The 12,837-nt window shown below is 30.2% G+C and carries 16 protein-coding genes; 15 read left to right on the top strand and 1 reads right to left on the bottom strand.

Going from position 1 to position 12,837, the window contains the following annotated elements; translation table 11 throughout:
* Positions 1–52: 52 nt before the first annotated feature.
* Positions 53–2,602 (top strand): calcium-translocating P-type ATPase, PMCA-type, encoded by a 2,550-nt coding sequence (locus T514_RS0110590; RefSeq protein WP_027624757.1) that lies wholly within the window; start codon positions 53–55, stop codon positions 2,600–2,602.
* Between the two features lie 233 nt (positions 2,603–2,835).
* Here the strand turns inward: T514_RS0110590 and T514_RS0110585 are convergent, their stop codons facing one another.
* Entirely contained in the window at positions 2,836–3,243 is a 408-nt protein-coding gene (locus T514_RS0110585; protein ID WP_027624756.1) for a hypothetical protein, read from the bottom strand.
* Between the two features lie 262 nt (positions 3,244–3,505).
* Between T514_RS0110585 and T514_RS0110580 the strand changes: the two genes are divergently transcribed.
* From T514_RS0110580 to T514_RS24375, 14 genes are read left to right on the top strand one after another with little or no spacing between them, the layout of a single operon-like run.
* A complete protein-coding gene (locus T514_RS0110580) occupies positions 3,506–3,724 on the top strand; it encodes a HypC/HybG/HupF family hydrogenase formation chaperone (protein ID WP_027624755.1) in 219 nt (72 codons plus the stop codon).
* Positions 3,725–3,741: 17 nt separating this feature from the next.
* Positions 3,742–4,812, top strand: coding sequence for a hydrogenase formation protein HypD (hypD, locus tag T514_RS0110575; protein ID WP_027624754.1), 1,071 nt, complete (start codon positions 3,742–3,744; stop codon positions 4,810–4,812).
* 14 nt (positions 4,813–4,826) lie between these two features.
* On the top strand, positions 4,827–5,825 hold the full coding sequence (hypE, locus tag T514_RS0110570) for a hydrogenase expression/formation protein HypE (protein WP_027624753.1): 999 nt from the start codon (positions 4,827–4,829) through the stop codon (positions 5,823–5,825).
* Between the two features lie 13 nt (positions 5,826–5,838).
* Positions 5,839–6,240 (top strand): NADH-quinone oxidoreductase subunit C, encoded by a 402-nt coding sequence (locus T514_RS0110565; RefSeq protein ID WP_169735818.1) that lies wholly within the window; start codon positions 5,839–5,841, stop codon positions 6,238–6,240.
* Between the two features lie 19 nt (positions 6,241–6,259).
* Complete coding sequence (locus T514_RS0110560; protein ID WP_027624751.1) at positions 6,260–7,342, top strand: hydrogenase large subunit; 1,083 nt, start codon at positions 6,260–6,262, stop codon at positions 7,340–7,342.
* A 1-nt stretch (position 7,343) separates the two neighbouring features.
* Positions 7,344–7,685, top strand: coding sequence for a hydrogenase maturation nickel metallochaperone HypA (gene hypA, locus T514_RS0110555; RefSeq protein WP_027624750.1), 342 nt, complete (start codon positions 7,344–7,346; stop codon positions 7,683–7,685).
* Between the two features lie 3 nt (positions 7,686–7,688).
* On the top strand, positions 7,689–8,360 hold the full coding sequence (gene hypB, locus T514_RS0110550; protein WP_027624749.1) for a hydrogenase nickel incorporation protein HypB: 672 nt from the start codon (positions 7,689–7,691) through the stop codon (positions 8,358–8,360).
* A 1-nt stretch (position 8,361) separates the two neighbouring features.
* Positions 8,362–8,883, top strand: a complete 522-nt coding sequence (locus tag T514_RS0110545; RefSeq protein WP_027624748.1) for a Na+/H+ antiporter subunit E — start codon at positions 8,362–8,364, stop codon at positions 8,881–8,883.
* Positions 8,880–9,146, top strand: a complete 267-nt coding sequence (locus tag T514_RS0110540; RefSeq protein ID WP_242850590.1) for an MrpF/PhaF family protein — start codon at positions 8,880–8,882, stop codon at positions 9,144–9,146. The genes T514_RS0110545 and T514_RS0110540 overlap by 4 nt, the downstream gene beginning before the upstream one ends.
* On the top strand, positions 9,143–9,472 hold the full coding sequence (gene mnhG / locus T514_RS0110535) for a monovalent cation/H(+) antiporter subunit G (RefSeq protein WP_034868822.1): 330 nt from the start codon (positions 9,143–9,145) through the stop codon (positions 9,470–9,472). Before T514_RS0110540 ends, mnhG begins: the two co-directional genes overlap by 4 nt.
* Before the next feature lie 5 nt (positions 9,473–9,477).
* The gene (locus T514_RS0110530; protein ID WP_027624745.1) at positions 9,478–9,744 is read left to right on the top strand and encodes a Na(+)/H(+) antiporter subunit B; all 267 of its coding nucleotides are present in this window, start codon (positions 9,478–9,480) and stop codon (positions 9,742–9,744) included.
* Positions 9,741–10,538 carry a hydrogen gas-evolving membrane-bound hydrogenase subunit E gene (gene mbhE, locus T514_RS25700; RefSeq protein WP_051541996.1) on the top strand — a complete coding sequence of 266 codons (798 nt, stop codon included), beginning with the start codon at positions 9,741–9,743 and terminating at the stop codon, positions 10,536–10,538. Before T514_RS0110530 ends, mbhE begins: the two co-directional genes overlap by 4 nt.
* Before the next feature lie 10 nt (positions 10,539–10,548).
* Positions 10,549–10,893: a sodium:proton antiporter gene (locus tag T514_RS0110520; RefSeq protein WP_027624744.1), complete on the top strand. Its 345-nt coding sequence runs from the start codon at positions 10,549–10,551 to the stop codon at positions 10,891–10,893.
* Positions 10,890–12,821: a complex I subunit 5 family protein gene (locus tag T514_RS24375; protein WP_051541995.1), complete on the top strand. Its 1,932-nt coding sequence runs from the start codon at positions 10,890–10,892 to the stop codon at positions 12,819–12,821. Before T514_RS0110520 ends, T514_RS24375 begins: the two co-directional genes overlap by 4 nt.
* The last annotated feature ends 16 nt before the right edge of the window (positions 12,822–12,837 follow it).

Below are 12,837 nucleotides of genomic sequence, written 5' to 3'. Positions count from 1 at the left end.
ATATATTTATTGTAGTTAAGAATTAATAAAATACTGGGGGGAGTTAATTGTGATTAACGAAAAGGAACTTTTCTCTGGACTAAATTCAAGTGAAGCAGAGAGAAGACTTAAAAAATATGGGCCAAACATATTAGAACAAAAAAAGAAGATATCACCAATAAAAATTTTATTGGAACAATTTAATGATTTTATAATATGGATGCTTATTGGTGCTACTCTAATTTCAGGATTTATGGGTGAAAAGGCTGATGCAATTACTATACTAGTAATTGTTATTATGAACGGAATTTTAGGTTTTATACAGGAGTTTAAAACCGAAAAATCTTTAGAAGCATTAAATAATCTGGCAGCTCCTACAGCAAAAGTAATAAGAGATGGAAATTTAAAAATAGTTAATGCAGAAAATTTAGTTATTGGAGACCTAGTAATAGTAGAAAGTGGGGATAGAGTACCGGCAGATTGTATACTTGTAGAAGACAATTCTTTGATGGTGGATGAATCTTTACTTACTGGTGAATCTGTAGGAGTAAATAAGAGCTGTAATGACAAAAATAATACCATTTACATGGGTACTGTAGCTCTTACAGGCAAAGGGAAAGCTAAAGTTATATCTACAGGTATGAAAACAGAAATGGGTAAAATTGCAGGAATGCTTCAAGATATAGAAAAGGATAAGTCACCACTGAAAGAAAAATTAAATGCTTTAGGAAAAGTATTAGTTCTAGTTTGCATTGGTATATGCATTATAGTAACTATAACGGGTATAAGTAGAGGAAACGACAAATATCAAATGTTTCTTTTAGGTGTAAGTCTTGCAGTAGCAGCAATCCCTGAAGGATTACCAGCTATAGTTACAGTGGCATTAGCATTAGGAGTATCTAGAATGTTAAAGAAGAATGCCTTGGTTAGAAGATTGCCGGCAGTGGAAACATTAGGGTGTACTTCAATTATTTGTAGTGATAAGACAGGAACTCTAACAGAGAATAAAATGACCGTTAAAGCTTTTTATTTTAACAGCTTTTTATATAATGTGGATAAAGATACTGTACCAAATAATAATACTTTTAAGAGAGCAGTTACATATTGTAGTGACTGTAATATTGATTATAGCGAAAAAAAGATAGACAAGGGTTTATTTGGAGATCCAACAGAAACAGCTTTAATAAAAGCTTTTTTTAAAGATACTAGTGAATTAAAAGACTTTTTAAGTAGGGGGAAAAGAGTACATGAAAAACCTTTTACCTCAGAAAGAAAAATGATGTCTGTAGTAGTTAGAGAAGGATTTAAAAATACTGTTTATGTAAAAGGTGCTCCAGAAAGAATAGTAGAAAGATGTAAGTATATATTAGTAGATGGAGAAGTTAAAGCTTTTACTTCTTTATATAAAAACAAAGTCTTAAAAGCTGTAGAAACAATGTCCTTTAAGGCATTAAGATGTATAGCAGCAGCTTATAAGGAATATTCTAATTATAGAGACAGTTCCATAGAGAATGACTTAATATTTATAGGAGTAGCAGGAATTATTGACCCTCCGAGAAAGGAAGTTAAAGAAGCAGTATTTAAATGTAGATTGGCAGGAATAAAACCTGTAATGATTACGGGAGATCATAAGAATACTGCCTATGCTATAGGAAAAGAATTAGATATAGTAAATGATGAAACTCAGGTAATAACAGGAGAAGAATTAGACAAATTAGATGACAAGGTTTTAGTAAAAAATATAGACAATTTAAGAATTTTTGCTAGAGTAAGTCCAAATCATAAACTTAGAATAGTCAAGGCATTTAAGAGTAAAAATAATATTGTGGCCATGACTGGAGATGGTGTTAATGATGCACCAGCGGTAAAAGAAGCTGATATAGGAATATCTATGGGAATTTCTGGAACAGATGTAACAAAAGAAGCATCTTCAATGATTCTTTTAGATGACAATTTTGCCACTATTGTATCGGCAGTAGAAGAAGGAAGAGTAATATATGATAATATAAGAAAGTTTATAAGATATCTGCTCTCATGTAACTTAGGAGAAGTTTTAACTATGTTTATAGCATCAATTATAAATTTGCCTATACCACTTTTACCAATACAAATTTTATTTGTAAATTTGGCTACAGATGGACTTCCAGCTATAGCATTAGGAGTTGATCCAGCTGATATAGATATAATGGAACAAAGACCTAGACCTAAAAATGAAAGTATATTTGCTAGAGGACTTAAAGAAAAGATAATTATAAGAGGTTCTTTGATAGGTATATGTACTATTGCAGCATTTTTAATGGGATATGTATATAAAATGGATTTAAAAACTTGTAGAACATTGGCTTTATGTACTTTAGTTATGTCTCAGCTTATACATGTTTTTGAATGTAGATCTGAAAGACATTCTATATTTGAAATAAAGTTATTTACAAATATATATCTAGTTGGAGCAGTTACGGTTTCAATACTTATGATTATGTCAATACTGTATATTCCATTTTTACAAGGCGTTTTTCATACTGTAGCGTTGAGTTTAGCTCAATGGTGTATTGTAATATTTTTCTCAGGTATAATTGCATTTATAAACAGTATGTATTTATTATTTTTCCATAGACACAGGTAATTCAGATAACGGAGTACAGAGGATAGATTACAGATAGGAATTAATAATTAATAACTTTCAAAGTGAAAAATAAATAAGATATTAATGAAAGTTTAAAATTAAAGATTTTATGTAGAGTAGCGGAAGAAAATCCTCCTTAACTGTTAACTGTACTCTGTTAACTGTACTCTGTTAACTGTACTCTAAATAAAAAAATAATCAAAGCAAATTACATTGCTTTGATTATTTTTTTATTATCTATATTTTGTTTTTACTTTCTGCACTTTAGGTTCTTTTCCTTCTAGAGGAATTAGATCTTTTCTAGTAGTCATATTTCTTATATTCATAATTTCTAATTGTTCTCTATTTTCTTTTCCTTTTTTACCTTTAAGACCTTGAACTAAAACATAGTTTCCTTGAGATACAGGAATAAAGTCAATTTTCTTAAACCATCTATGCTTTTTATAAATACATTTTACAATGTTTTTGCTTCTATCTGGTTTTACTAATAATGTAGCGGTTAATTTATGAAAAATCCATAGTATAGTTTTTTCTTCGATTTTAACAGAAATTACATTACCCTGGACCTGAGATAATCTATCTCCATATTTTTTTATATAATTTTCTGCATAATATTTATTTATTTTGTCTGTAAACCCCATATGTTTAACTCCTTTGCATTAGATTTTATTAACTTAGTAAAAATATGATTTCTAAAATATCAATTAATTTAATAATGGTAGTAATTAGCTATATTATATCATAGTATTTTAAAATTTAAAACTAAAAACTCCTTTTTATATTTATAGTTTATCCATATAAAACATATATTATTAGAAGAAAGTATGAGGATTATATAGATGGTATATAATCCTCATCTTATGGAAAAAATAATAATTATTAGAAAATTTACGGAGGAGAATTATGTGTGTTGGTATTCCGTTAAGGTTATTAAAAATCAGTGGCAAAGAAGCCATAGGGGAAATAAATGGAGTAAAAAAGAAAATAAGAATAGATTTTTTACCTTCTTCTAAAGTTGGAGATTATGTAATGACTCATGCAGGATTTGCATTGGATTTAATAAAGGAAGAAGAAGCTAAACAAATTATAGAAGCTATAAATTTGGTAAATAGCAGAAATTAAATAAAGGTGGTGATTTTATTTCTAATATAAAAAATGAATATTTAAAAACATTAATAAATGAAATTAATTCTTTTGAAGAAAGAGTTAATATTATGGAGGTGTGTGGGAGTCATACTGAAGCTATTGGTAAGTTTGGACTTAGAAGTATATTAAATCATAATTTAAATCTTATATCTGGTCCAGGTTGTCCAGTATGTGTTACTCATAGTTGTTATATTGATTATGCCTATTACTTATCACTTAATGAAAATATTATTATTGCAACATATGGAGATATGATAAGGGTTCCAGGTTCAAAACCTAGTATAACTTTAGAAAAAGCCAAGGCATTAGGAGGAGATATAAAAATTGTTTACTCTAGTATAGATGCCCTTAGTCTGGCGGTAAATAATCCTCATAGAAAAATTCTTTTTTTAGGCATAGGGTTTGAGACTACTGCACCTCATACTGCAATAGCAATAAAGGAAGCAAAAGTTAATAATATTAAAAATTTTTATGTGTTATCTTTGCATAAAAGTGTAGAACCAGTTATGAAGTGTTTGTTAAAGGATAGAAATTTAAATATACAAGGATTCTTGTGTCCAGGACATGTGGCAGCTATTACAGGAGAAAAGGGGTTTTATTTCTTAAAAGATTATAACTGTCCAGGTGTAATAACTGGATTTAAAGTTGAGAATATAATTGTTGGAATATGGACACTTTTGAATATGATTAAAGAAAAAAGCATAGGAGTAGAGAATGCCTACAAATCATTAGTAAGTAGGAATGGAAATGTTTTGGCATTGGATGCCTTAGATGAAGTTTTTTATAAGGGAAATGATTATTGGAGAGGAATTGGAGTAATAGATCATAGCGGTTTTAAAATTAAGGATGAATATGAAAAATATAATATTGAAAGTATATATCCATTAAAAATTAAAGATTTTGAAGAAAATAGTATATGTCAATGCGGTGAAGTATTAAAAGGCATAATAAAGCCTAAGGAGTGTAGATTATTTAAGAAGGTATGTACTCCTGAAAATCCAATAGGACCCTGTATGGTATCTGTAGAAGGAAGCTGCGCAGCTTATTATAAGTATTATTTATAAAGAGGGGTGAGGTTGTGGAAAATATTATATCTATGTCCTATGGTAATGGAGGAAAAAAAACTTCAATGATTATAGAGGAAATGATTATACCTGCTTTGGGAAATGATAAATTAAATGTATTAGGCGATGGTGCATTATTAAATACCTCAAAAGATATAGCATTTTCAAGTGATAGTTTTGTAATATATCCTTATTTTTTCCCTGGTGGAGATATTGGAAAATTAAGTGTGTGCGGTACAGTAAATGATTTACTTATGTGTGGAAGCATTCCTAAATATTTAAGCTTATCTTTTATATTAGAAGAAGGGTTAAATATTGAAGATTTAAAAAAGATAATACTTTCTATAAAAAACACAGCAGAAGAAGCAGAAGTACAAATAGTAACTGGAGATACTAAGGTAGTAGATAAGGGGCATGGGCATGGAATATATATAAATACATCAGGTATTGGCGAAAAAATCAAAGAATTAAACTTAGGTAAAAAAAGAATAAAAATAAAAGATAAGGTAATATTAACTGGTAGTATAGGAAATCATGGTATATCTATACTTTGTGCTAGAGAAAATTTATTAGAAAGTAAGATAAAATCTGATTGTGCTCCACTAAATAAAATAGCATACACCATTTTTAAATATGGAGAAGAAGTGAAGATTCTGAGAGATCCTACAAGAGGGGGAGTTGCTACTACATTAAAGGAATTTGTGGAAGAAGAGGATTTTTCAATAGAAATAGAAGAGAAAAAAATACCTGTGGATAGAGATGTTGCTGGAGCTTGTGAATTATTAGGATTGGATCCTTTATATATAGCTAATGAGGGAAAGATGTTAGCAATTGTATCTCCAGACGTTTGTGATTATATAATAAAAGATTTAAAAGATATAGGATGTAGTAATGCTTCAGTAATTGGAGAAGTTGTGGATTATACGCCTTCAAAAGTATTGCTAAAGACTTTATTTGGAGGTAGGAGAATTTTAGATAAAATTACCTATGATCTTTTGCCTAGAATATGTTAAAGGGGAGAATATTATGCATAAAACGGATATTACCTATATAAATAAAGATGAAATTGTTAATATGGCTGGAGAAATGATAAACCAAAAAAGAAGACTTGTAATTATGAATGGATATGTAAATAAAGAAGGGGAAAATGTTATTGCATATAACTTTGATATAGATGGAGATATAAAAACTTTTATATGTAAGGGGGAAAAGGTTTTTCCAACTATAACTCATATATACAAAGGTTCTGCACAATGGTGTGAAGAGGAAATATGTGAAGTAATGGAAGTAGATTTTGAAGGATTGGAAAAAGGAGATAGATTATTTTTGCCTGATGATTTTGATGGATCAGGTCAAATACTCGTAACTCCTATGGAAGAGCTCAGAAATAGAAATAAAAATAAAGATAATGAAGAAGAAAATAAATAGCAGAAAGAAGGGGATTTGTATGAGTTATGTAATTCCTATAGGACCATATCATCCAGCCTTGGAGGAGCCGGTTCATGTAAAATTGTATACTGATGGAGAATTTATAGAGGATGCAAAAGTCTATATTGGATATAACAATAGAGGAATAGAAAAGCTTTCTCAAGAGAAAAACTTTATACAAACAATAACTTTAGTTGAAAGGGTATGCGGTATATGTTCCCATTCTCATAGTTTGGCATACTGCTTAGCTATTGAAAATATTTCAGGGTTGGAGGTGCCAAAAAGAGGATCTTATATAAGGGTAATAATATGTGAGTTAGAAAGGCTACATTCACATTTTTTACTTCTAGGTTTAGCTGCTCATATAATAGGTTTTGACAGTGCATTTATGTATACTTTTTCCGCTAGGGAAAAGGTTATGGGTGCATTAGAAACTTTAACAGGAAATAGAGTTAACTATGCTATGAATATAATTGGAGGAGCTAGAAAGGATTTTAGCAAAGAAGAAATACATGATTTATTAATGCTTATTGAAGAAATGAAAGAACCTTATGAAAGAATATTAGATATATTCGGGAAAGATAAAACTATAGCTTTAAGAACAAAAGGAGTAGGAAAGTTAAGTTATGATGAAGCATGGATACATGGATTATCAGGTCCTCATGGAAGAGCTTCAGGATTAGAATGTGATACTAGAAAAATAGATCCTTATTGTTGTTATGATGACTTTAATTTTAATATGATTGTACAAAAAGACGGGGATGTATTTTCTAGGGTAGTAGTAAGGCTTTTAGAGATTGGCGAGAGTATAAGAATAATTACGCAAGCAGCACAAAATATGCCAGATACTCCAATAAACCTAGGATTTAAAATTCCAAGAGTTCCAGCAGGGGAGTATTGTACTAGAATCGAAGCACCAAGAGGAGAACTAACTTATTATGTAGTTACTGATGGCGGACCAGGAAACAGAAGAGTAAATATACATGTTCCTACCTTTAGAAATGCAGCTTCAGTGCCAGCTATGCTTAAAGGCAACACTATTGCAGATGCAGGTCTTATAGTTGCAAGTATAGATCCTTGTTTTTCTTGTTTGGATAGATAATATGCATGAGCTATCTCTAACGGAAAGTATAGTTAAGATTTGCAGTGAGGAAGCTTTAAAAAATAATTTAAAAAGGATAGAAGAAATAAGGCTAAAGGTGGGGGAATTGTCTGGAATAGTACCTGATTGTATCCAGTACTATTTTAATATAATAAGTAAGGATACTGTATTAAAGGGAGCAGTAATAAAGGTGGAAAAAATACCAATGGAAATACAATGTAAAGATTGTAATAATATATGTACTGTGAATAAGATAAATTTTTGCTGCCCTAATTGTGGCAGCTTTAATATTAAAATTTTAAAAGGAAATGAATTTTATATAGATTCTATAAAAGGAGAGTAGGGTATGGAAATAAAAATTGTAAGACAAATTATGGAGTGGAATGAGGATTGTCATGATGAAATACAAACACTATTAAATAAAAAGGGAATATTTATGATAAATGTTATGGGATCACCTGGTGGTGGAAAAACATCATTTATAACAAAATTAATAGAAAATCTAAGAAAAGATTATAGAATAGGTGTAATAGAGGGGGATATAGCAGGTAAGATAGATGCAGAAAAGATTGCTTTTATGGGAATACCAGTTGTTCAATTGAATACAGAAGGGGCATGTCATATAGAAGCTATGTCCATTAAAAATATATTACCAGAATTTAATTTAGAAGCATTGGATATATTAATAGTTGAAAATATAGGCAATTTAGTATGCCCTGCTGAATTTCAAATTGGAGAACATTTAAAGGTTGCACTTTTAAGTATCCCAGAGGGAGATGATAAGATAGAAAAATATCCACTTATGTTTACAAAAGCAGATGCATTGGTATTAAGTAAATATGATTTGAAAAGTTATTTCCAGTTTGATGAAAATAGAGTGGAAAGTAGAGAAAAGCAAGTGAACCCTAATACTCAAATATTTAAGGTTAATTCTATAACTGGAGAAGGTATAGATAAATTTACAATCTGGTTAAAAGAGGAGATCAAAAAGAGAATAACTAAAGCAAAGGAGGAATAAAATGAAGGCTAAATCTGTGTTTTCAACAGCGATATTATCATTCCTTTTATGGCTTATTTATATTGGAAGCTATTCAGCTCCTAATATAGGTGAAGAACTTATAGGTGGGATTATAGTATCCATTTTTGTAGGAATATTTTCTTCATCTTATTTAATTAATGAAGATCCATTTTGGATGTTCAAGAAAAGTAGAATATTATGGCTAATACTATTTATTCCATATTATACTGTAGAATTAGTAAAGGCAAACTGGGATGTAGCTAAGAGAGCTCTTTCTCCTAACTTAAATATCAATCCAGGTATTGTTAAAATAAAAACGGAATTAAAATCAAATTATGGTCTAGCGATGTTAGCCAATTGTATAACTTTAACCCCAGGGACTATTGCTATGAATATAGTAGAAGAAAAGGGAATGATATATATGTACATACATTGGATTGATGTAAAAACTGAAGAAGAAAAAGAGGCATCAAATATAATTAAAGGTGCATTTGAACCTTGGGTAAGGAGGATATTTATATGATTGATATGTCCTTTGAGTTTATGGTTACTTCTATTTTAATAGTAGTATTTAGCTCTTTACTTTTATATAGGGTATTTAAAGGACCTAATATTATTGATAGAGTAGTAGCTGCTGATTCTATAGATGTGATGATTGGACTAATAATGGTTCTGTTTGGATGTTATGAAGGAAGATCACTTTATATAGATTTAGGGCTTATAGTAACTTTACTTGGATTTATTGGTACTGTCCTCATTTCAAGGTATTTGGAGGGGAAAATATGATAGTGCGAATTATAATAGATATATTTTTAATTATAGGTTTATTCTTCATATTTGCAGGAGTAGTAGGGATGTTACGAATGCCAGATACCTATTGTAGGTTGCAATCATCAACCAATATAGTAACTATGGGAGGACTTCCCATATTAATAGCAGCAGCTATTTATGGATTTTATATAGGTAATATAACTATAGGAATAAAATCTATAATAATAGGAATATTTATAGTTTTAACTAATCCGGCAGCCTCTCATGCTATGACAAAAGCAGCTTATAAAATAGGAACTCCTATGTTGAAAAAAAGTTCTTACCCAAATGATAAGGAGTGAAATAAATGAGTGCTTTATTTAATATAAATTTTTTGAATTTTTTAATAATAATAGGAATAGTAATATCAGCTATATTTACTGTAATACTAGATGATATTTTGCCTTGCATAATTGCTTCTTCATTAGTTGGAACTTTTATAGCTTTAGAATTTTTACTTCTAAGAGCACCAGATGTAGCTATAGCCGAAGGGGCTGTAGGAGCTATTCTTACTCCTTTTATCTTTATAATAACCTTAAGAAAGGTTAATGATAAGGAGGAAAAACAAAAATGAAGAAGTTTTTTACATGGTTTTCACTAGGAATATTACTCATTTTGTCTATATATGTTAGTTTTTCTATGGCAGCATTACCATCTACTTATGGTGGAATAAGCAATATAATTGTAAAAAATACTATAGAAAAGACTAGAGCAATAAATGCAGTAACTGCAATTGTTTTTGACTTTAGGGGATATGATACTTTAGGAGAATCATTTGTACTTTTTACAGCAGTGGCAGGTTCAGCTGTAATACTAAGAAATTATAAAAAGAATTCTTTTTCTTCTAATGAAAAAAGTTTAAATAAAAGTCAAAAAGGTAAGAGTAGTTTAGAGATAATGAAAGAAATAGATAAAAAAAATTCAGGTGCCATAGAGAAGGATTCAATAATAATGTCTACAGCCAATATAGTTTTACCAACTAGTCTAAGTTTGGGAGCTTATGTTATACTTCATGGCCATTTAAGTCCTGGAGGAGGATTCCAGGGAGGAGTTTTAATAGCTGGAGCTGTAGCAATAGTATATTTAGCATATGGCATGGATAGGGTTTCAAAAGCCTTTAATGGAGAAAGAATTAAGATGTATGAAAGCATAGGAGCATTAAGTTTTCTACTATTAGGAACATTAGGAGTTGTATATGGGTATAATTTCTTTAAAAATGTAATTTATAATCAAGGTAAACCTGGAATGCTTTATAGTTCAGGAACTATATTTTGGATGAACTTTGCTGTGGGGTATAAAGTGTTAGCTGGAATTGGTTTTTTACTTATTACCATGATAGGTACATTAAGAGCAGAGGAAAAGGAATAGGGGTGAAGGTATGCTTATAAATTATATTGGGTCATTTATAGTTATGATATTAGGATTATACATTATGATGAGCAAAAAAAATTTAATAAAAATAGTTGTAGGAATGTCATTAGTAGATTCTGGACTAAATTTATTATTAATATCTATAGGCTTTAGAGCTGGTGGTACTGCACCTATATTTATTACAGATTTAAAACCAGGAGCTTTTTTTGTAGACCCTGTACCACAAGCGTTAACTCTTACATCCATTGTAATAGGAGCATGTGTATCTGCTTTAGCTTTATCCTTAATTATAAAGATAAAAGAAAACTACGGTACTATAGATGCAGATAAGGTTAGGAGGCTAAGAGGATGAATTATGTTAGTAACTTGCCTATAATTGCTATAATAACCCCTTTTATTGGAGCTTTTTTAATTGGTGCAATAAGTGGTAAAAAAAAGTTATTGCCTTGGATGAAAGGAGTAGCTGTACTTAGTTCTTTGATATCTTTAGGAAGTCTTTTATTATTAATAAAGCCTATATTATTAGAGGGTAAAGTAGCTACATATTGGCTAGGAAATTGGATGCCTCAGGAACAAATGGCCATAGGAATAGGATTAGAAGTGGATTCTTTTGGTCTTTTTACTGGCCTTATTATAACTTTTTCATCATTTCTGTCTAGTATATATTCAGTAAGCTATATGGAAGGAGATAATGCTTTAGATAAATATTATACATTATTTCTTTTATTGCTAGGAAGTATGATAGGTTTTGTCCTTACTGGTGATTTGTTTAATATGTATGTTATGTTGGAGATTATGACTTTTGCCGCTATTTCACTTACAGCCTTTAGAAATAATTTATATAAGTCACTAGAGGCAGGTTTTAAGTACATAGTAATTGGATCTTTAGGTTCAACTTTAATTTTATTAGGAACGGTGCTCATATATGCACAAACGGCTACCTTAAATATGGCTCAGATATCTGCTTTAATTCATAATAACTATACTCCCGTTACCATTTTTGCATTAGCTTTTATGATGGCTGGATATGGAGTAAAGGCATTTCTAGTACCATGCCATACTTGGCCACCAGACGCTCATATGTCTGCGCCATCTTCAATATCTATGTTGCTTTCTGGAGTTATGAGTAAAACAGGAATATATGGTTTTGTAAGATTATTATATATGATATTTTTTAGTGTGGGTGCACCTAAAATGGAATTGCTTATAATACTATGGGGTACACTAACTATGATAGTAGGGGCATCTATGGCTATAATTCAAACAGATTTTAAGAGATTATTAGCCTTTTCTTCTGTTTCACAAATAGGATACATAATAGTAGCTTTTGGAGTAGGACTTTCTTCAAAAAATGGAGTTGGAGTTATTGGAACACTAGGTGGGCTTTATCATATGGTTAATCATGCAACTTTTAAGTGTTTACTTTTTATGTGTGCAGGAGCAGTACTTTATAGAACTGGTACTACAGATATTACTAAATTGGGAGGGATATCTAAAAAGATGCCTTATACTACTATATTATTTTTAGTTGCAGCTTTTTCCATAAGCGGACTTCCACCTTTTAATGGGTTTGTATCTAAATGGATGATTTATCAAGCTACTTATGAAGCAGGCTATGCTCCTGTAACAATTATAGCTCTAATAGTATCTGTATTTACTTTAGCCTATATGATGAAAATTGCACAATCAGTTTTTTTTGGAGAAATGCCTAAGGATTTTGAAGGCATAAAGGAGATCCCATTACCTATGAGTTTATCTATGAGCTTACTTGCGTTAGCTTGTTTAGTGGAAGGATTATTTCCAAAGTTTATATCAAAATATCTTTTAGAACCAGCAGCTTATTCTATATATAATCTACAAAATTACATAGATGTTATGTTTACAAAAGGTTTTGCAGAAAAAATGTTTAAAAATAGGGTTCCAATTCCTAATATGACTTATCAAATGGCGGGATATTGGAGACCAGAAGCTTGGTTTTTATTATTTATCGTTATACTTATAGGATTTATTATAGGTACAGTTATAAGTTTGAGTTTTGTTAAAAAATGCAATATACATACAAATAATAATTTAGGGGATAAATATGGAGTATTTACTGGTGGAGAAAAAGAAGAATTTGCACCTATAGCAGGAGGAGATCTTTTTTGGGGATTGAAACATAATTTAAAAGGGTATTTTGGGCGCTTGGAAAAAGCTCATAGTGGAATAGTAAATGATTATGTAACTTGGGTTATTTGTTGTATAGTAGTATTAAGTCTATATCTTTTTGCAGCATTATAGGAGAAAGGATGATATT

The sequence above is a fragment of the Clostridium lundense DSM 17049 genome (assembly GCF_000619945.1).
In the GTDB taxonomy this organism is placed as follows: domain Bacteria; phylum Bacillota; class Clostridia; order Clostridiales; family Clostridiaceae; genus Clostridium_AO; species Clostridium_AO lundense.
The sequence above is the reverse complement of the archived record's forward strand: the minus strand, read 5'-3'. Positions and strand labels throughout refer to the sequence as shown.